General features: G+C 42.3%; 11 protein-coding genes, 2 tRNA genes and 3 rRNA genes. 11 read left to right on the forward strand and 5 right to left on the reverse strand.

What is annotated here, in order from left to right; translation table 11 throughout:
* The first annotated feature begins 120 nt into the window (after nucleotides 1–120).
* The 8 genes from rpoB (at nucleotide 121) to rrf (ending at nucleotide 14,227) form a co-directional block, all read left to right on the forward strand.
* Nucleotides 121–3,930, forward strand: a complete 3,810-nt coding sequence (rpoB, locus tag AAH582_RS04400; RefSeq protein ID WP_046672286.1) for a DNA-directed RNA polymerase subunit beta — start codon at nucleotides 121–123, stop codon at nucleotides 3,928–3,930.
* A gap of 71 nt (nucleotides 3,931–4,001) precedes the next feature.
* The gene (rpoC, locus tag AAH582_RS04405; RefSeq protein ID WP_046672238.1) at nucleotides 4,002–8,279 is read left to right on the forward strand and encodes a DNA-directed RNA polymerase subunit beta'; all 4,278 of its coding nucleotides are present in this window, start codon (nucleotides 4,002–4,004) and stop codon (nucleotides 8,277–8,279) included.
* Between the two features lie 367 nt (nucleotides 8,280–8,646).
* Nucleotides 8,647–8,853, forward strand: a complete 207-nt coding sequence (locus AAH582_RS04410; RefSeq protein WP_343321296.1) for a hypothetical protein — start codon at nucleotides 8,647–8,649, stop codon at nucleotides 8,851–8,853.
* Between the two features lie 185 nt (nucleotides 8,854–9,038).
* Nucleotides 9,039–10,565: ribosomal RNA gene (locus AAH582_RS04415) — 16S ribosomal RNA — on the forward strand.
* Between the two features lie 123 nt (nucleotides 10,566–10,688).
* Nucleotides 10,689–10,762: transfer RNA gene (locus tag AAH582_RS04420), tRNA-Ile, on the forward strand.
* A gap of 11 nt (nucleotides 10,763–10,773) precedes the next feature.
* Nucleotides 10,774–10,847 (forward strand) — tRNA-Ala (locus AAH582_RS04425).
* A 231-nt stretch (nucleotides 10,848–11,078) separates the two neighbouring features.
* Nucleotides 11,079–13,959: ribosomal RNA gene (locus AAH582_RS04430) — 23S ribosomal RNA — on the forward strand.
* A gap of 156 nt (nucleotides 13,960–14,115) precedes the next feature.
* Nucleotides 14,116–14,227: ribosomal RNA gene (gene rrf, locus AAH582_RS04435) — 5S ribosomal RNA — on the forward strand.
* Together the 16S, 23S and 5S rRNA genes with 2 tRNA genes alongside form the textbook arrangement of a ribosomal RNA operon.
* A 45-nt stretch (nucleotides 14,228–14,272) precedes the next feature.
* Here the strand turns inward: rrf and AAH582_RS04440 are convergent.
* Nucleotides 14,273–14,521 (reverse strand): hypothetical protein, encoded by a 249-nt coding sequence (locus AAH582_RS04440; protein WP_343321297.1) that lies wholly within the window; start codon nucleotides 14,519–14,521, stop codon nucleotides 14,273–14,275.
* Nucleotides 14,522–14,680: 159 nt separating this feature from the next.
* On the opposite strand from AAH582_RS04440, the gene AAH582_RS04445 reads away from it, so the two are divergent.
* Nucleotides 14,681–15,568, forward strand: a complete 888-nt coding sequence (locus AAH582_RS04445) for a DUF4886 domain-containing protein (RefSeq protein ID WP_343321298.1) — start codon at nucleotides 14,681–14,683, stop codon at nucleotides 15,566–15,568.
* A gap of 7 nt (nucleotides 15,569–15,575) precedes the next feature.
* Nucleotides 15,576–16,076, forward strand: a complete 501-nt coding sequence (locus tag AAH582_RS04450) for a DinB family protein (protein WP_286832134.1) — start codon at nucleotides 15,576–15,578, stop codon at nucleotides 16,074–16,076.
* A gap of 77 nt (nucleotides 16,077–16,153) precedes the next feature.
* On the opposite strand, the gene sucD is transcribed toward AAH582_RS04450, so the two are convergent.
* Both sucD and AAH582_RS04460 read right to left on the reverse strand, forming a co-directional pair.
* The gene (gene sucD / locus AAH582_RS04455; protein WP_046671644.1) at nucleotides 16,154–17,026 is read right to left on the reverse strand and encodes a succinate--CoA ligase subunit alpha; all 873 of its coding nucleotides are present in this window, start codon (nucleotides 17,024–17,026) and stop codon (nucleotides 16,154–16,156) included.
* A 90-nt stretch (nucleotides 17,027–17,116) separates the two neighbouring features.
* Complete coding sequence (locus AAH582_RS04460; protein WP_046671645.1) at nucleotides 17,117–17,650, reverse strand: RNA methyltransferase; 534 nt, start codon at nucleotides 17,648–17,650, stop codon at nucleotides 17,117–17,119.
* A gap of 114 nt (nucleotides 17,651–17,764) precedes the next feature.
* Between AAH582_RS04460 and rpsT the strand changes: the two genes are divergently transcribed.
* Entirely contained in the window at nucleotides 17,765–18,019 is a 255-nt protein-coding gene (rpsT, locus tag AAH582_RS04465; RefSeq protein ID WP_046671646.1) for a 30S ribosomal protein S20, read from the forward strand.
* Nucleotides 18,020–18,168: 149 nt separating this feature from the next.
* Here the strand turns inward: rpsT and AAH582_RS04470 are convergent, their stop codons facing one another.
* On the reverse strand, nucleotides 18,169–19,020 hold the full coding sequence (locus AAH582_RS04470; RefSeq protein ID WP_343321299.1) for a 3-keto-disaccharide hydrolase: 852 nt from the start codon (nucleotides 19,018–19,020) through the stop codon (nucleotides 18,169–18,171).
* Nucleotides 19,021–19,059: 39 nt separating this feature from the next.
* Nucleotides 19,060–19,893 carry an AraC family transcriptional regulator gene (locus AAH582_RS04475; protein ID WP_046671648.1) on the reverse strand — a complete coding sequence of 278 codons (834 nt, stop codon included), beginning with the start codon at nucleotides 19,891–19,893 and terminating at the stop codon, nucleotides 19,060–19,062.
* Nucleotides 19,894–20,258 lie beyond the last annotated feature (365 nt).

A 20,258-nucleotide genomic window follows, 5' to 3' on the forward strand; every position in this document is an offset into this window, starting at 1 on the left:
AGAGTCTATTCCTATTTATATCAATACGCCACTATGCTGTGTATATGCTGGGCACAGTGGACACGTGGTTTACAGCATAAATGTAAGCGCAGTTTTTTTAAAACTAAAATTCATATTCCCTTGGCAAACAATAATATTCAACAAGAAAGAATAAACTTTGCAACAAGTAAGAAAGTATTGGAATATCCAGATTTCTTAGATGTGCAATTGGAATCTTTCAAGGAGTTTTTTCAATTAGAAACTACTTCTGACAACCGCCATCAGGAAGGGCTGTTCAAGGTATTCTCGGAAAACTTCCCTATTTCTGATTCAAGAAACATTTTTGTGCTAGAGTTTTTGGATTATTTCATTGATCCACCACGTTATGATATCCAAGAGTGTATCGAGCGCGGCTTGACTTATAGCGTTCCTTTAAAGGCTAAGTTAAAGTTATCTTGTAATGATGAAGAACACGAAGATTTCGAAACTATTGTTCAGGATGTGTATTTAGGGACTATCCCTTATATGACTCCTAAAGGTACTTTCGTGGTAAATGGTGCAGAGCGTGTGATCGTATCGCAGTTACACCGTTCACCAGGCGTTTTCTTTGGTCAAAGTAGACACACAAATGGTACTAAACTTTATTCTGCAAGGGTAATTCCTTTCAAAGGATCTTGGATCGAGTTTGCAACTGACGTAAACAACGTCATGTATGCGTATATCGACCGTAAAAAGAAATTCCCAGTGACTACCTTATTGCGTGCTATCGGTTACGATTCGGATAAAGATATCTTGGAATTGTTCGATTTAGCGGATGAAGTAAAAGTTAGTAAATCTGGTCTTAAAAAATATGTTGGTCGTCGTCTTGCGGCTAGGGTATTGAAAAAATGGGTAGAAGATTTCGTGGATGAGGATACAGGTGAAGTAGTATCTATCGACCGTAACGAAATTATCCTTGAGCGTGAAACTGTTCTAGAAGAAGATCACATTGATTTGATCATCGAAGCTGGCGTTAAGTCTATTATCTTAGCGAAAGATGATGAGTCAAACAATGCAGACTATTCTATTATATATAACACTTTACAAAAAGATACGTCCAACTCAGAAAAAGAAGCGGTAGAGCATATCTATCGTCAATTGCGTAACGCTGAACCACCAGATGAGGAAACTGCTCGTGGTATCATCGATCGTTTATTCTTCTCTGACAAACGTTATGATTTGGGTGATGTAGGTCGTTACCGTATCAATCGTAAATTGAAGTTGGGAACTCCGGATGATACGAAAGTATTAACCCGTGAGGATATCATTGCAATTGTGAAGTATTTGATCAATTTGATCAACTCTAAGGCCGAAGTAGATGATATTGACCACTTGTCAAACCGTCGTGTACGTACTGTAGGTGAACAATTATATGCTCAATTTGGTGTAGGTCTATCGCGTATGGCTCGTACCATCCGTGAGCGTATGAATATTCGTGATAATGAGGTGTTTACGCCAACTGATTTGATTAATGCACGTACACTTTCGTCCGTAATCAATTCGTTCTTCGGTACAAACCAGTTGTCTCAGTTCATGGACCAAACTAACCCTCTTGCTGAAATTACGCACAAGCGTCGTTTGTCAGCGTTAGGTCCAGGTGGTCTTTCTCGTGAGCGTGCAGGTTTCGAAGTTCGTGACGTTCACTACACACACTACGGTCGCCTTTGTACAATTGAAACTCCTGAGGGTCCAAACATCGGTTTGATCTCCTCATTGGCTGTACATGCGAAAATTAACCACTTAGGATTTATCGAGACTCCTTACCGTAAGGTAAAAGATGGGGTTGTTGTGGTTGATGAGCCGGTTGTATATTTATCTGCTGAGGATGAAGATGGTAAAACAATCGCACAAGCGAATGCTTTGTATGATGACAAAGGTAATTTCGAAGATGCGAAAGTGAAAGCCAGATATGAGGGTGACTTCCCAATTATCGAGCCTAATATGCTTGATTATATGGACGTTGCTCCAAACCAAATTACATCTATTGCGGCTTCATTGATTCCTTTCTTGGAACATGATGATGCCAACCGTGCATTGATGGGATCAAACATGCAACGTCAGGCCGTGCCTGTATTGCGTCCGCAAGCGCCTATCGTAGGTACTGGTCTTGAAGGTCGTGTTGCGAAAGATTCGCGTACATTGATCAATGCGGAAGGTCATGGTGTAGTAGAATATGTAGATGCTGATGAAATCAAAATCCGTTACGACAGAAACGACGATGATCGTCTTGTATCATTTGATGATGATGTCAAAACGTATAAATTGATCAAATTCAAGAAAACCAACCAAAATACATGTATGAACTTGAAGCCTATCGTTAAGAAAGGTCAACGAGTTGAACCAGGACAGGTGTTATGTGAAGGTTATGCGACTGAAAATGGTGAATTGGCATTAGGTCGTAACTTGAAAGTAGCGTTCATGCCTTGGCAAGGATATAACTTTGAGGATGCGATCGTAATTTCTGAGCGTGTAGCGAAAGAAGACTGGTTTACTTCTCTTCACATCGAAGAATTCGAACTTGAAGTTCGTGATACAAAACGTGGTGAAGAAGAGTTAACAGCTGATATTCCTAACGTATCTGAAGAAGCGACAAAAGATTTGGACGAAAACGGTATTATCCGTATCGGTGCTGAAGTTGGTGGCGGTGATATCTTAATTGGTAAAATCACACCTAAAGGTGAATCTGATCCTTCTCCGGAAGAGAAATTGTTACGTGCAATCTTTGGTGACAAAGCTGGTGACGTGAAAGATGCTTCATTGAAAACTCCACCGTCATTAAAAGGTGTTGTTATCGATACGAAGTTATTCTCGCGTGCGAAGAAAATGTCTAAAGAGGTTGAACGTAAAACTTTAGAGAAACTAGAGGTTGCTCACGATAGAGCGGTTAAATCATTGAAAGACCGTTTGGTTGAAAAATTATTCACTGTTGTGAATGGTAAAACTAGCCAAGGGGTATACAATGTCTATAAAGAGTTGTTGGTTGCTAAGGGAGCTAAGTTTACACAAAAAATTCTAGCTGAATTAGATTACAACAACATCAACCCAATGGGATGGACAACTGACGAAGATAAAAACGAGTTGATCAAAATGGCCCTTCATAATTACAACATTAAAATTAATGAAGAGTTAGGTTCGTTCAAACGTGATAAATTCGCAGTATCTGTCGGTGATGAACTTCCATCAGGAATTGTGCAGATGGCTAAGGTTTACGTTGCTAAAAAACGTAAGTTGAAAGTAGGGGATAAGATGGCCGGTCGTCACGGTAACAAAGGTATCGTTGCACGTATTGTACGTGATGAGGATATGCCATTCTTAGAAGATGGTACACCAGTTGATATCGTGTTGAACCCACTCGGGGTACCTTCACGGATGAACTTGGGACAGATCTACGAAACCGTATTGGGCTGGGCTGGTCAAAAACTAGGTGTGAAATTTGCTACACCTATCTTTGATGGTGCTGAAATGGATCAGGTACAGGATTGGGTTGCGAAAGCTGGTTTACCAAAATCAGGACGTACATATTTGTACAACGGATTGACGGGTGACCGTTTCGATCAACCAACGACAGTGGGTGTAATCTACATGTTGAAATTAGGTCACATGGTTGATGATAAAATGCACGCACGTTCAATCGGTCCGTACTCATTGATCACACAACAACCGCTGGGTGGTAAAGCGCAATTCGGTGGTCAACGTTTCGGTGAGATGGAGGTTTGGGCATTGGAAGCATTCGGTGCGTCTAACATCCTTCAAGAAATCTTGACTGTGAAATCGGATGACGTGGTTGGTCGTGCCAAAACTTACGAGGCTATCGTAAAAGGTAACAATCTTCCGACACCATCGGTACCAGAATCGTTCAACGTATTGGTACACGAGCTACGTGGATTGGGTCTAGATATCACATTGGATTAATTAAGCAATTAGGGCTTTGAAGGGCTCAGTCCTTCAAGGCTTCTTTATAAAGCTTTAACTTTTGAATAAGTATGTCTTACAAAAAAGATAATAAAATTAAAAGCAACTTCACTTCGATTACGATCAGCTTGGCTTCTCCAGAAACTATTTTGGAACGCTCAAGTGGTGAAGTTACAAAACCGGAAACGATTAACTATCGTACCTACAAACCGGAACGTGACGGTTTATTCTGTGAGCGTATTTTTGGTCCTGTAAAGGATTACGAATGTCACTGTGGTAAATACAAACGTATCCGTTATAAAGGTATTGTGTGTGACCGTTGTGGTGTTGAAGTAACAGAGAAAAAGGTACGTCGTGAGCGTATGGGACATATCAACTTGGTAGTTCCTGTTGCGCACATTTGGTATTTCCGTTCTCTTCCTAATAAAATTGGTTATTTATTGGGACTTCCTACCAAGAAATTGGATATGATCATTTACTACGAACGTTATGTGGTTATCCAAGCTGGTATTAAGGAAGAAGATGGTATCAACTTCATGGACTTCTTGACTGAAGAAGAATATTTAGATATTTTAGATACCCTACCAAAAGAAAATCAATATTTAGACGATAACGATCCTCAAAAATTCGTTGCTAAGATGGGTGCTGAGGCGTTGGAAGATTTGTTGAAACGTATTGATTTGGATCAATTGTCATACGACTTACGTCACCAAGCTGCTAATGAGACTTCGCAACAACGTAAAAATGAGGCTTTAAAACGTCTTCATGTGGTTGAAGCTTTCCGTAGCTCACGTGAAAATATCGAGAATCGTCCAGAATGGATGATTGTGAAAATCGTTCCAATCATTCCACCTGAATTGCGTCCTTTAGTGCCTTTGGATGGTGGTCGTTTTGCGACTTCGGATTTGAATGACTTATACCGTCGTGTGATTATCCGTAACAACCGTCTAAAACGTTTGATCGAAATCAAAGCTCCTGAAGTAATCTTACGTAACGAAAAACGTATGCTTCAAGAAGCGGTAGACTCTTTGTTTGACAACTCACGTAAAGTGAACGCTGTTAAGACAGAAGGTAACCGTGCATTGAAGTCTTTATCTGATATTTTGAAAGGTAAACAAGGTCGTTTCCGTCAAAACTTGTTAGGTAAGCGTGTGGATTATTCGGCTCGTTCGGTAATTGTTGTAGGTCCTCACTTGAAATTACACGAGTGTGGTCTTCCTAAAGATATGGCTGCTGAACTTTACAAACCGTTTATCATCCGTAAGATGATCGAGCGTGGTATTGTAAAAACAGTAAAATCAGCTAAGAAAATTGTGGATCGTAAAGATCCTGTGGTATGGGATATCCTTGAAAATGTATTGAAAGGTCACCCTGTATTACTAAACCGTGCACCTACGCTTCACCGTTTGGGTATTCAGGCTTTCCAACCTACATTGGTAGAAGGTAAAGCTATTCAATTACACCCATTAGTGTGTACAGCGTTCAACGCCGATTTTGACGGTGACCAGATGGCAGTCCACTTACCTCTTGGTAATGCTGCAGTTTTGGAAGCCCAAATCTTGATGTTAGGCGCGCACAATATCTTAAACCCTGCGAATGGTTCTCCAATCACAGTACCATCTCAAGACATGGTATTGGGTCTTTACTATATTACTAAAGGCCGTAGAACTGCTGGCGATCATATCGTAAGAGGTCAAGATATGACTTTCTATTCGGCTGAAGAGGTTATCATCGCTTTAAATGAGAAGCAAATTGACCTTCACGCTTGGATTAAAGTAAAAACAAAAGTTAGACAAAAAGATGGTAGCATCGTTGATACCTTGTTAGAAACAACAGTAGGTCGCGTGATCTTCAACCAAGTTGTTCCTGATGAAATGGGTTTTGTCAATGAATTGCTTACTAAAAAATCGTTGCGTAATATCATCGGTGAGATTGTGAAGACTACGGGTATGGCTCGTGCAGCACAGTTCTTGGATGATATGAAAGAATTGGGATATCAAACAGCCTTCAAAGGTGGTCTTTCTTTCAACTTGGAAGATTTGAACATTCCTGCTGCGAAAGCTGAATTGATTCAACAAGCAACTAACGAGGTTGAAGAAGTAATGAATAACTATAACATGGGTTTCATTACAAACAACGAACGTTACAACCAAATCATCGATATCTGGACGCGTATTAATAACAGATTGACTGCGCACGTTATGGATATTCTTTCGAATGATAATCAAGGTTTCAACTCAGTTTACATGATGTTGGATTCTGGAGCCCGTGGTTCGAAAGAGCAGATCCGTCAGTTATGTGGTATGCGTGGTTTGATGGCGAAACCTCAAAAATCAGGTACATCTGGTGGTGAGATTATCGAAAACCCGATCTTATCAAACTTTAAAGAAGGTTTGTCCGTATTGGAGTACTTTATCTCTACCCACGGTGCGCGTAAAGGTCTTGCCGATACGGCATTGAAAACAGCGGATGCGGGTTACTTGACCCGTCGTTTACATGACGTAGCACAAGATATGATCGTTGTGGAACAAGATTGTGGTGGTTTGCGTGGTATTTATACAACAGCATTGAAAGATAATGATGATGTTGTTGAGCCATTGTTCGATCGTATTTTGGGTCGTACGCCATTGCATGATGTATTCCATCCAGATACAGAGGAATTGATCGTTTCTGCAAATGAAGATATCACCGAAGAAATCGCTGAGACTATCGAAAAAGCTGGTATTGAAGGGATTGAGATCCGTACGGTATTAACTTGTGAGTCTAAGCGCGGTGTTTGTGCTTGTTGTTATGGACGTAACTTGGCGTCAGGTAAGCGTGTTCAGTTAGGTGAAGCTGTGGGTGTTATCGCCGCTCAATCAATTGGTGAGCCAGGTACACAGTTGACACTTCGTACATTCCACGTGGGTGGTACGGCATCGAACATTGCTGCTGATTCAAGTATTATTTCTAAATACGATGGTAAAATCGAATTTGAAAACGTACGTACTGTTTCGCAAACAAATGATAATGGTACACATCAAGTTGTCTTAGGACGTTCTGGTGAGGTTAAGATTATCGATGCACATAATAAAATCGTGTTCCAGCAAAATATCCCTTACGGTTCGCAGTTATTTGTTGAAGATGGCAGCAACGTGTCTAAAGGTGATAAATTAGTGGAATGGGATCCATATAATGCAGTAATTATTTCCGAATTTGCCGGTAAAGTTGAATTTGATGCAATCATTGAAGGTGTTACCTTCCGTGAGGAGTCAGATGAGCAAACTGGTCACAAAGAAAAGGTAATTATTGAAACACGTGATAAAACGAAAAACCCATCCATCAAGATTCTTGATAAATCAGGCGAGGTTATTCGTACCTACAATATCCCAGTAGGCGCCCACGTTGCAGTTGCTAATGGTGTGACTGTGAAAGAAGGTGGTATCCTTGTTAAGATCCCTCGTTCTACAGGTAAAACACGAGATATCACGGGTGGTCTACCACGTGTAACCGAGTTATTCGAAGCACGTAACCCTTCTAACCCTGCTGTTGTAACAGAAATCGATGGTGTGGTAACGTTGGGTGGTGTGAAACGTGGTAACCGTGAGATGTCTATCGAGTCTCGTGATGGTCAAATCAAGAAATACTTGGTACCTCTTTCTAAACATATCCTTGTTCAGGATAATGACTTTGTGAAAGCGGGTATGCCATTATCAGATGGTTCGATCTCTCCTGCGGATATCTTGTCGATCAAAGGTCCATCAGCGGTGCAACATTACATTGTGAATGGTATCCAAGAGGTATACCGTCTGCAAGGTGTGAAGATCAACGATAAACACTTCGAGACGATCGTTCACCAAATGATGCAAAAAGTTAACATCGAAGATCCGGGAGATACGCGTTTCTTAGAAAAAGAAGCGGTTAACAAATGGGATTTCATGGAAGAAAATGATTCCTTGTTTGACAAGAAAGTTGTCGTTGATGCAGGAGACTCCAATAACTTACGTCCGGGACAGATTGTTTCTTTACGTAAGTTAAGAGAAGAGAACTCTAGCCTGAAACGTCGTGACTTAAAGCTTGTTGAAGTTCGTGAAGCAATTCCGGCAACTTCAAGTCCATTGTTGCAAGGTATTACAAGAGCTTCATTGGGTACGAAATCGTTCATCTCTGCAGCCTCTTTCCAAGAGACTACAAAGGTGTTGAACGAGGCTGCCATCGCAGGTAAACGTGATAACTTATTAGGTTTGAAAGAAAACGTAATCGTTGGTCACTTGATCCCTTCTGGTACAGGTATCCGTCAGTACAGCAATTTAATCGTCGGCTCTCGCGAGGAGTACGATCAATTGTTGGCTTCGAAAGAAGAAGATTAATCTATCATAGATTATTTTATATAGAAAGGTCCAGACGAATGTCTGGACCTTTCTTGTTTCTATAGTAACCTTATTTGATATTGAAGAAGGTCGTAAAATATATTTAACTACCCTTTTAGCTGTGAAATTGCTTGTTAGGGGAGGGCGTGAACTGAAATTTATAGCGAGCAGCTTGGCCGTTTAATTGGTTAATTTTACCTGATAGGACGGTTTAAGGCATAGCTATCTTAAATGAATCGTTCAATGTTACAGTTAGTTAACCTTAATATTAAAAAATAATAAACAAAAGGCTTGGAAGTTTGTTAATAATCTTCCTATCTTTGCACCACTCCGCAAGGGAGGGACGGTTACTTCGCAGGAAGAAACCATGAAAAAAGAAGGGTTTAAGGTAGTTTGGCAGGATTTAAAATCCCGCTGGGTTTATTTTAAACGCGGAAATCTGAAAAAGAGAAAAGAAAAAAAACTTCAGAAAGTTTTTGGAAGTTCAGAAAAGATTTCTACCTTTGCAGTCCCAACGGAAACGAAGGGAAAAACGAAAAAGATAAAGAGGGGCGCAATGCCTGTCGGAATATAGCGGATACGGAAGTTGAAGCGGCAAAAGTTCTTTAAGAAAACACAATCATGTAAGCGTGACGAGTAGACAGACGAAAGTCGAAAGTCATGAACAAATTCAAGTAATTGTTCAATTCGATCCAAGATCAGAGATATAAAAAAAGAATTCTGATTATTATAAATAGTTGGAATCAAAAACTTCATTTTACAATGGAGAGTTTGATCCTGGCTCAGGATGAACGCTAGCGGCAGGCCTAATACATGCAAGTCGGACGGGATCCATCGGAGAGCTTGCTCGAAGATGGTGAGAGTGGCGCACGGGTGCGTAACGCGTGAGCAACCTACCTCTATCAGGGGGATAGCCTCTCGAAAGAGAGATTAACACCGCATAACATCAACAGTTCGCATGTTCGGTTGATTAAATATTTATAGGATAGAGATGGGCTCGCGTGACATTAGCTAGTTGGTAGGGTAACGGCCTACCAAGGCGACGATGTCTAGGGGCTCTGAGAGGAGAATCCCCCACACTGGTACTGAGACACGGACCAGACTCCTACGGGAGGCAGCAGTAAGGAATATTGGTCAATGGGCGGAAGCCTGAACCAGCCATGCCGCGTGCAGGATGACTGCCCTATGGGTTGTAAACTGCTTTTGTCCAGGAATAAACCTAAATACGTGTATTTAGCTGAATGTACTGGAAGAATAAGGATCGGCTAACTCCGTGCCAGCAGCCGCGGTAATACGGAGGATCCGAGCGTTATCCGGATTTATTGGGTTTAAAGGGTGCGTAGGCGGCCTGTTAAGTCAGGGGTGAAATACGGTGGCTCAACCATCGCAGTGCCCTTGATACTGATGGGCTTGAATCCATTTGAAGTGGGCGGAATAAGACAAGTAGCGGTGAAATGCATAGATATGTCTTAGAACTCCGATTGCGAAGGCAGCTCACTAAGCTGGTATTGACGCTGATGCACGAAAGCGTGGGGATCGAACAGGATTAGATACCCTGGTAGTCCACGCCCTAAACGATGATAACTCGATGTTGGCGATAGACAGCCAGCGTCCCAGCGAAAGCGTTAAGTTATCCACCTGGGAGTACGCCCGCAAGGGTGAAACTCAAAGGAATTGACGGGGGCCCGCACAAGCGGAGGAGCATGTGGTTTAATTCGATGATACGCGAGGAACCTTACCCGGGCTTGAAAGTTAGTGAAGGGTGCAGAGACGCACCCGTCCTTCGGGACACGAAACTAGGTGCTGCATGGCTGTCGTCAGCTCGTGCCGTGAGGTGTTGGGTTAAGTCCCGCAACGAGCGCAACCCCTATGTTTAGTTGCCAGCATGTAATGGTGGGGACTCTAAACAGACTGCCTGTGCAAACAGCGAGGAAGGTGGGGACGACGTCAAGTCATCATGGCCCTTACGTCCTGGGCTACACACGTGCTACAATGGATGGTACAGCGGGCAGCTACATAGCAATATGATGCTAATCTCTAAAAGCCATTCACAGTTCGGATTGGGGTCTGCAACTCGACCCCATGAAGTTGGATTCGCTAGTAATCGCGTATCAGCAATGACGCGGTGAATACGTTCCGGGCGCTTGCACACCGCCCGTCAAGCCATGAAAGTTGGGGGTACCTAAAGCATGTTACCGCAAGGAGCGTGTTAGGGTAAAACCGATAATTGGGGCTAAGTCGTAACAAGGTAGCCGTACCGGAAGGTGCGGCTGGAATACCTCCTTTCTAGAGTATCGCAGATCGGTGCTCGTCACGTTACATATGATTGCAAAAGAAGAAAAACATCAGAAGAAAGTGCCCGCCCCGAAAGGAGCAGGACCGAGAGAGACAGATGAACAGGAAATAGCTAGTCCCGTAGCTCAGTTGGTTAGAGCACTACACTGATAATGTAGGGGTCAGCAGTTCAAATCTGCTCGGGACTACGAAAAGTTAAGGGGAATTAGCTCAGCTGGCTAGAGCACCTGCCTTGCACGCAGGGGGTCAACGGTTCGAATCCGTTATTCTCCACATCTCCGGGAGGGACATCGACAGATGCTCCGAAGAAACAAACCGGAAAAAGAGTTCTTTGACATATTGAAAGAGAAAAAAAATTACAAGAGAAGACAACAGTATAGAGACAATACGTGTATGTGTCTGATGTAGAGAGGAGACCCTCGGTGAATGCCGAACGAATCTTTACGTAGCATATGGGTATATATATCAAAAGCAGCCGCATAGTAGCAAAAGGCTATGCCGGTGAAGAAAGTAAATAAGGGCACACGGGGGATGCCTAGGCTCTCAGAGGCGAAGAAGGACGTGATAAGCTGCGATAAGCTACGGGGATTGGCAAATGCGAAGTGATCCGTAGATTTCCGAATGGGGCAACCTGACTATTTGAAGAATAGTCGTATAAAACGCGAACGCGCTGAACTGAAACATCTAAGTAGGCGTAGGAGAAGAAAATAACAATGATTTCCCAAGTAGTGGCGAGCGAACGGGAAAGAGCCCAAACCGATCATGTTACGGCATGGTCGGGGTTGTAGGACCACGACATTGTACAGCGCTATGAACTGGAAGCAGGTGGGAAACTGCGCAATAAGGGTGAGAGCCCCGTACAGGTAAAGAATGTTGACATAGTGGTATCCTGAGTACCGCGGGACCGGAGAAATCCTGTGGGAATCCACCAGCACCATCTGGTAAGGCTAAATACTCCTGAGAGACCGATAGTGAACCAGTACCGTGAGGGAAAGGTGAAAAGAACCCCGAACAGGGGAGTGAAAAGAACCTGAAACCGTGTGCTTACAAGCGGTTGGAGCAGGCAGGTCCTGTGACAGCGTGCCTTTTGCATAATGAGCCTACGAGTTACTCTTGTCTGGCAAGGTTAAGTCCTTCAGGGACGCAGCCGAAGCGAAAGCGAGTCTTAATAGGGCGCATAGTCAGATGAGGTAGACGCGAAACCTTGTGATCTACCCTTGGGCAGGTTGAAGTTGCAGTAACATGTAATGGAGGACCGAACCGATAAACGTTGAAAAGTTTCCGGATGACCTGAGGGTAGGGGTGAAAGGCCAATCAAACTGGGAAATAGCTCGTACTCCCCGAAATGTTTTTAGGAACAGCGTCGGCGTGGAGTTTGATAGAGGTAGAGCTACCGATTGGGTGCGGGGGAGTCAAATCCTACCAAATCCAGACGAACTCCGAATGCTATCAAATATAGCCGGCAGTGAGGCTTTGGGTGCTAAGGTCCAAGGCCGAGAGGGAAAGAACCCAGACCATCAGCTAAGGTCCCCAAATCCGTTCTAAGTTGAACTAACGAGGTCCGGTTGCCCAGACAGCTAGGATGTTGGCTTGGAAGCAGCCATTCATTTAAAGAGTGCGTAACAGCTCACTAGTCGAGCGGCCGGGCGTGGATAATAAACGGGCATCAAGAACGGTACCGAAGCTATGGATTTGTACTGAAAGATGTACATCTGGTAGGGGAGCATTCCATCGCCGGTGAAGCACAGTGGCAATGCTGTGTGGAGGTTATGGAAAAGCAAATGTAGGCATAAGTAACGATAAGGCGGGTGAGAAACCCGCCCACCGAAAGACCAAGGTTTCCTGATCAACGTTAATCGGATCAGGGTCAGTCGGGACCTAAGGCGCACCCGAAGGGGCAAGCCGATGGACAACTGGTTAATATTCCAGTACTCTTCATAACTGCGATGTGGTGACGGAGTAGTGACACTGCCGCGAACTGACGGAATAGTTCGTTGAAAGGCGTAGGTATTGGAGTTGTAGGCAAATCCGCAACTCTAGCTGAAACCCAATAGTACAGCAAAGCTCCGGTGGCGCTGATAGAGCAGGTAAACAGACTTCCAAGAAAACCCGCTAAGCTTCAGGTTATGAAGACCCGTACCGCAAACCGACACAGGTGGTCGAGGAGAGAATCCTAAGGTGCTCGAGTGAGTCATGGCTAAGGAACTCGGCAAAATGGCCCTGTAACTTCGGGAGAAGGGGCGCTGTCTCGAAAGAGCAGCCGCAGTGAAAAGGCCCAGGCGACTGTTTAACAAAAACATATGGCTTTGCAAAATCGCAAGATGAAGTATAAGGCCTGACACCTGCCCGGTGCTGGAAGGTTAAGAGGGGATGTCATCGCAAGAGAAGCATTGAATCGAAGCCCCAGTAAACGGCGGCCGTAACTATAACGGTCCTAAGGTAGCGAAATTCCTTGTCGGGTAAGTTCCGACCTGCACGAATGGTGTAACGATCTGGGCGCTGTCTCAGCCATGAGCTCGGTGAAATTGTGGTATCGGTGAAGACGCCGATTACCCGCAACGGGACGGAAAGACCCCATGCACCTTCACTATAGCTTAACATTGAGATTGGGTACAGGATGTGTAGGATAGGCGGGAGATGTTGAAGTGGCTTCGCCAGGAGTCATGGAATCAACCTTGAAATACCGCCCTTTCTGTATTCGGTTTCTAACTCCATGATGTGGAGGACATTGTTTGGTGGGTAGTTTGACTGGGGTGGTCGCCTCCAAAAAGGTAACGGAGGCTTTCAAAGGTAAGCTCAGTACGCTTGGTAACCGTACGTGGAGTGCAATGGCATAAGCTTGCTTGACTGTGAGACCGACAAGTCGAACAGGGTCGAAAGACGGACATAGTGATCCGGTGGTTCTGTATGGAAGGGCCATCGCTCAAAGGATAAAAGGTACGCTGGGGATAACAGGCTGATCTCCCCCAAGAGCTCATATCGACGGGGAGGTTTGGCACCTCGATGTCGGCTCGTCACATCCTGGGGCTGGAGAAGGTCCCAAGGGTTGGGCTGTTCGCCCATTAAAGTGGCACGCGAGCTGGGTTCAGAACGTCGCGAGACAGTTCGGTCCCTATCTGTTGTGGGCGTTGGAAGTTTGAGTGGATCTGACCTTAGTACGAGAGGACCGGGTTGGACAGACCTCTGGTGAACCTGTTATGCCGCCAGGTGTACGGCAGGGTAGCTACGTCTGGAATAGATAAGCGCTGAAAGCATCTAAGTGCGAAACTAGCCACGAGATGAGACTTCCTTATAGGGTCGTAGAAGATGACTACGTTGATAGGCCATAGGTGTAAAGGTTGAGAGACCAAAGCCAAGTGGTACTAATAGCCCGAAGCTTTCTCAAGCAGATAACACTGTTGTCTTCCTCTTTAATTTTTAGAAACAAAACAGAAACGAAACTCTTTCAATAGATATGTCATTTAGATATGAACATAGGGATCATTTCGGACCTTACAGGCTCCGGATACTCTTATCCCTGATCTCAGATCTAAAAAAATATTTAGGTGCCTATATCGGCGGTGTCTACCTCTTCCCATTCCGAACAGAGCAGTCAAGCCCGCCAGAGCCGATGGTATTGCCGTAACAGGTGGGAGAGTAGGTCGGTGCCTTTTTTTATACGGAAGCCCTTGCTGGAAACAGTCAAGGGCTTCTTTCGTTTAGATAACTCCCGTACTTCCCTGTACAATGCTATTGCATATCTGCCGTACTTCCCCGACCGGCGCTGTCCTAGAGCCTCTACTGTCTTTAAGGGTATGGTGCAGTAGCATGACCATCGATGACTGTAGTTCAGTTTCCAACTGTGCTGCAATGGTATGGCGCATCCTCGGAGCCAGGGACATGCAGCTGCCACCGTGGTCTATCGGTATGGTAAATCGGCGTAGCCAGCAGGGGTATGTAGTCGTCACTGTGGTCTAGCTGTACTGTGTAGCGTCTGTTCCAAAACTTTCGTATCTGTCCGAACTGTTATCCTGATAGCTTGCAAATGGGATAAAATCTCTCTTTCTGGGGATATCATTCGCATTTCTACGAGATATTATCTAATTTAGTTGTTATTGCATTATATTATGATAAAAGTAAAACAGGTATTGGTTTTCGTCTTTTTAATCGTGTTTTTTTTGAAAAATAATCGATTAAACGCACAAAATAAATCTTTAGATGATGGTGTGCTACGAATATTGGCCATCGGTAATAGTTTCTCGGAAGATGCTATTGAACAGAATTTATATGAATTGGCGAAAGCCGGAAAAAAAAAGATAGTAATCGGCAATCTCTATATTGGGGGGGCTCCTTTAAGTTTACATGTTAGCAACGCAAAAGAGGATAAGCCGGCTTATCGCTACCGTAAAATCAATCTTGACGGGCAGATGTTGGAGAAAGCAAATGAGCGCTTATCTGAAGCGCTTGTAGATGAGGCTTGGGATTATATTAGCTTTCAGCAAGCAAGTCCGCTATCAGGAGATTATGATTCGTATGCGAAGGATCTACCGCTCTTATATGATTATGTAACAAAACATATTTTATTTCCTGAAACCAAGTATATATTACATCAAACCTGGGCGTATCAGAACGGTTCATCGCATGAAGGTTTTGTTCGCTATAACCGTAGCCAAGATAGCATGTATAGGGCTATTGCCAACACTTCGCAGGAGGTGTTTAACTGGGGTAATTTCGATCTTTTGATTCCTTCCGGTACAGCTGTTCAAAATGCGCGTTCGAGTTTTGTAGGTGATCATTTTACACGTGATGGCTATCACTTAAATCTGAACTACGGACGTTTCGTTGCTGCCTGTACCTGGTACGAGGCGTTATTTCATGAAAATGTACTCAACAATACATTTTTACCGCTAAAGGTAACCTATGTAGAGGGCGAAATTGCGCGAGCAGCAGCACATAAGGCTGTGGAATCACCCTATGCTGTTACCGTATTAAAAGATTTTCAATTCATGAATTAATATTTATATGAGTATCAAAAAGAGCTATTTGATCGAATTGGATCACGAAACAAAAAATACCAAACGTATTTTAGAACGCATACCAGACGATAAATTGGATTGGCGTCCACACGAAAAATCGATGAGTTTGGGAGAACTAGCTGCTCACATTGTTGGACTACATAATTGGGTACATCAAGCAATACCAAAAGATGTATTTGATTTTAAAGTGGATTATCAGCCCATTAAAGTATCTTCTGTAGAAGAATTAAAAGAGATATTAACAATAGGCCTGGAAAATAATAAGGCCGCAATTGAAGACATAAAGGAAGAAGACTGGTTTAAAGATTGGGTATTACAATCGGGCGATTATCTCATTGCACGTTTACCACGAGCCGGAGCAATACGTTTTATTGTCAATAATCATATTGTTCATCATCGTGGTCAGTTGACGGTTTATTTGCGATTATTGGATATTGCTGTCCCGGGCTTATATGGACCATCGGCAGACGAAGCAATGCCTAGTTAATGTTGTAATGTAAGTATATAGGTATAAAAAAAGGGAATCAAATTTGATTCCCTTTTTTTATATGTTCGATGGTCTAATTATTTAGCCAATTCTTCTGCGATTGCTTTTCCAATTTCAGCCGGAGACTCAACAACACGAATACCACACTCACGCATGATTTTCATTTTTGCTGCAGCAGTGTCATCTGCACCACCTACAATTGCACCAGCGTGTCCCATACGACGTCCTGGAGGCGCTGTTTGACCGGCGATAAATCCAACAACAGGTTTGGTACCATGTTCTTTGATCCAACGAGCAGCTTCAGCTTCCATTCCACCGCCGATTTCACCAATCATGATGATCGCTTCAGTTTCAGGGTCGTTCATTAATAATTCAACAGCTTCTTTCGTTGTCGTACCAATGATAGGGTCACCACCAATTCCGATTGCTGTTGTGATACCTAATCCTGCTTTTACAGTTTGATCTACGGCTTCGTAAGTTAAAGTTCCTGATTTAGAAACAACACCCACATTACCTTTTTTGAAGATAAATCCTGGCATGATACCGATTTTAGCTTCACCTGCAGTGATGATACCTGGGCAGTTAGGACCGATCAAACGAGAGTTTTTGTCGCTCAAGTAAGATTTTACTTGGATCATATCTTTTGTTGGGATACCTTCTGTAATACAAACAATCACTTCGATACCAGCCGCGGCAGCTTCCATGATCGCATCTGCAGCAAATGCTGGAGGTACAAAAATAATAGAAACATTAGCTCCTGTAGCGTCTACTGCATCTTGCACAGTATTGAATACAGGACGGTCTAAGTGTTGTTGACCACCTTTACCAGGAGTAACACCACCAACTACATTTGTTCCGTACTCAATCATTTGAGTAGCATGGTAAGTACCTTCGTTTCCAGTGAAACCTTGAACGATTACTTTTGAATCTTTATTAACTAATACACTCATTTCTTCTTTAAATTTTGCACACAAATCTACTATTTTGCTTTCTAAAATGGAAGCAATGTGAATAGGAATGTGACCTTTATTGATAAATTTTTAATTGAAATTGCGTTTTTGGATAAAATCCCAAAGAATAATGCCAATTGCGACAGATACATTTAAGGAATGTTTAGTCCCGTATTGGGGGATTTCGATGCAGGTATCGATTTTTTCCATGACATCCTCATCGACTCCATTAACCTCATTTCCAAAAATCAGCGCATACTTTTTGTCATTTTCTGGTTCAAACTGATGTAGCATAACGCTATCATCTGCTTGCTCGATGGCAATAATGACATAGCCTTCAGTCCTAAGCTGATCTACAACAGCTGAGGTATCTCTGTGGTATTCCCAAGCGACCGATTGGGTTGCCCCGAGGGCGGTCTTTTCGATTTCGCGATGGGGAGGTGTGCCGGTAATGCCACACAGGTATATTTTTTCAATAGCAAATCCGTCTGCAGTACGGAAGGCCGAGCCCACATTATGCATGCTCCGTACATTGTCCATAACGATTGTGATAGGAGTTTTTTCTTGTTTTTTAAACGATTCAACATCTGTACGTTGAAGTTCATCCATCGATAATTTTTGCATGTCGCAAATATACTAAACCTAAAAAATAAAATAGATTTTGAATATTGAAAATAAGGTGTTATTTTTGCAGTCCGAATTACAAGAAAAAAATTGAATAAAAATTAGCTAAAAAAAATGGCAAATCATAAATCAGCGATCAAAAGAATTAGAGCAAACGCTACTAAACGTTTAAGAAACCGTTACCAAGCAAAAACTACACGTAACGCAATCAAAAAATTACGTCACACTACTTCTGCAGAAGAAGCAAAAACATTGTTACCACGCGTAATTTCTATGCTTGATCGTTTGGCAAAGAAAAATGTGATCCACAAGAAAAAAGCTTCTAACAACAAATCGAAGTTAACAAAATTTGTTAACGGTTTAGCGTAAGCTTTTCGTATAGATATAGAGGGGTACAGCTCGCTGTATCCCTTTTCTTTATGTTATATACTTTGGATTTCTCTTTCCAAGCGAATAGTAAATAAAAAAGCATTGAATACCGATGCTTTTTTATTTTAAAACTGAAATTTGCAGTGTATTTATTGCTGTAAATTTGGAAGTAGCTCTGCGATGACCTTTTTCAATTTGTTGGGATCTTTCATGTAAGGTTCTAAATCGTAAAGTTCCACTTTTTTGAAATCAATGGGATGGCTCTCACTCTGAAGTGAAATAGTACCCTTGTTTAAAAGCTGTCCATCTTTCTTCACTTTGGGATCGAAACCACTTACATTGCCGCCACCAATTTGGGGTTTAGTATACTGTAATACGACCTTGTTTTCAAGGATATGTTGCACAAGAGAGTCTCCCAACACCAAGAAATCAGCAGTTACCCATTGATCTCCAGCATAGGTTTTTGATGTTGAGCTGATGCAATGTGGTGTGAATAGTTTATTGTCGATCACAACGTTTGTGCCTGGTGTACAAAGATTACTTGTGGTCCGTTCGTCCTTGCCATTTCCACCCAGCAGTTGCCCTTCGATAGATATTGGAAAGTCTTGATCCACACCCATGGTATTAGGATCCTGTCCATGTAGCATGGCTCCGCTATTACGCCAAGCCCAACCTTCTCCACCATTTACCTGTTCACCGACAAATCTGTAAGTGACACGCAACAAATACGCTGAGAACTCTTTATTGTAGAACAGATGGCCATACTGAAAATTGAAATTATCATAACCATCATATCTTACCTTGAGTAAACCGTCTTCTACACGAAATGTATTTTTATAATTATTACCAACTTTGTGGTTTCTGATTTTTGGAGTCCAGTTCTTCAAATCTTTCCCATTAAATAATTGAATGGGTTTGGGTTTCTTATCTTGAGATTTGGCAAATAAAGAAGTGCTAAGCAATAGGATTCCAGCACTGTAAATGATATGTTTGAATTTCATCCTGAATTAGGTTTATTGACCTAAATTAGGTAAACATTTTTAAATAAGCAATTCTTTTTGTTTCACATATTCGCTTGGACGGATGCCGACGACCTTATTGAATGTGTTACTAAATGTGGGAAGGCTATTGTATCCAACTTTGAGCGCAACTTCATTTACGCTTAGTTTTTCGTCCAAAAGGAGCTTAAGTGCGGTCAGCATTCTGAGGATCGTGTAGTATTGGATAAAAGACATATTTAATTCCTTTTGAAATAGTCTAGCCAATGTGCGTTCACTAATGTTAAATAATCCGGCAAGTTTTTTAAAGCTGACGTTTTCCTCTATATTTTCTTCGAGGTAAGTGACAATATCCTTTAATTTCTGATGACTAGGATAGGGCAAGGCTAATGGAAGCTCATGTAGCGATAGTTCCGGAAGGATAAGTTTAAATGCTGTAGCGATACTATATTTAGGTTCTTCGACTGGAAAGATATTGCCATTCCAGCGGTTGGTAAACATAATCAGCTCTATCAAAAGATCATTTACTGGATAAATTCCCATTTTACTGTAGAAGGGGGCGTCATTAGTGGCTTTGGGAAAATACAAATTACGCATAACGACCTCAGGGGTACTTGGATGAATACTATGTTTTATGCCAGCAGGAATCCACAAATAATGACGGGCAGGTAGAAAATAAGATTTTTCCTCTGTTTTAACAAATACGACACCGCCTTCTGTATATAGAAATTGATCCTTATCATGGCAATGTTCGGAAATATGGTTTTCTGCTATAATAGCGTGGTGACAGTAAATGCTATCTTCAAATGAGTCTACTTCCGTCATATAGTAACGGTTGACATATTTGGCATCTGTGCTTATCTCTTGTGTATTCATTTTAACCTATAATACGATGTCACAAAGGTAAGACTTTTTTACTAGACCCCGCCTTTACTTCTTGAAAGTGAGTGTATGCTTACATTAAAATGGCAGTTATTCAAGCGGAGAGTTAGTCTTTACTTACTTTGGCTTTGCTGTTATTCTTGTAAGTTGTTTGTTATCAGTGTGATATATATTATCTGTCGGGGTGATATAAACTATTTTTTTATTATGATTTGTTGTATATTTTTGATTTGTAGTGCGTTGCGTATCTTTAGTCGCCTTTGGATAATTTTGTGTCGAATGATAATAAATATGCAGTTGAAAAAAGTGCTAAAATTGTTTGGTTAAGAGGTTGCAAATTATAACAAAGAACTTTTCAA

Origin of the sequence: Sphingobacterium multivorum, from assembly GCF_039511225.1 — a bacterium.
Taxonomy (GTDB): domain Bacteria; phylum Bacteroidota; class Bacteroidia; order Sphingobacteriales; family Sphingobacteriaceae; genus Sphingobacterium.

Coding starts and splice junctions, on each gene's coding strand:
- AAH582_RS04450 (WP_286832134.1), top strand. CDS start 15,576: ATGAGTATCAAAAAGAGCTATTTGATCGAATTGGATCACGAAACAAAA.
- rpoC (WP_046672238.1), top strand. CDS start 4,002: ATGTCTTACAAAAAAGATAATAAAATTAAAAGCAACTTCACTTCGATT.
- AAH582_RS04475 (WP_046671648.1), bottom strand. CDS start 19,893: ATGAATACACAAGAGATAAGCACAGATGCCAAATATGTCAACCGTTAC.
- AAH582_RS04410 (WP_343321296.1), top strand. CDS start 8,647: ATGAAAAAAGAAGGGTTTAAGGTAGTTTGGCAGGATTTAAAATCCCGC.
- AAH582_RS04445 (WP_343321298.1), top strand. CDS start 14,681: ATGATAAAAGTAAAACAGGTATTGGTTTTCGTCTTTTTAATCGTGTTT.
- rpsT (WP_046671646.1), top strand. CDS start 17,765: ATGGCAAATCATAAATCAGCGATCAAAAGAATTAGAGCAAACGCTACT.
- AAH582_RS04460 (WP_046671645.1), bottom strand. CDS start 17,650: ATGCAAAAATTATCGATGGATGAACTTCAACGTACAGATGTTGAATCG.
- AAH582_RS04470 (WP_343321299.1), bottom strand. CDS start 19,020: ATGAAATTCAAACATATCATTTACAGTGCTGGAATCCTATTGCTTAGC.
- sucD (WP_046671644.1), bottom strand. CDS start 17,026: ATGAGTGTATTAGTTAATAAAGATTCAAAAGTAATCGTTCAAGGTTTC.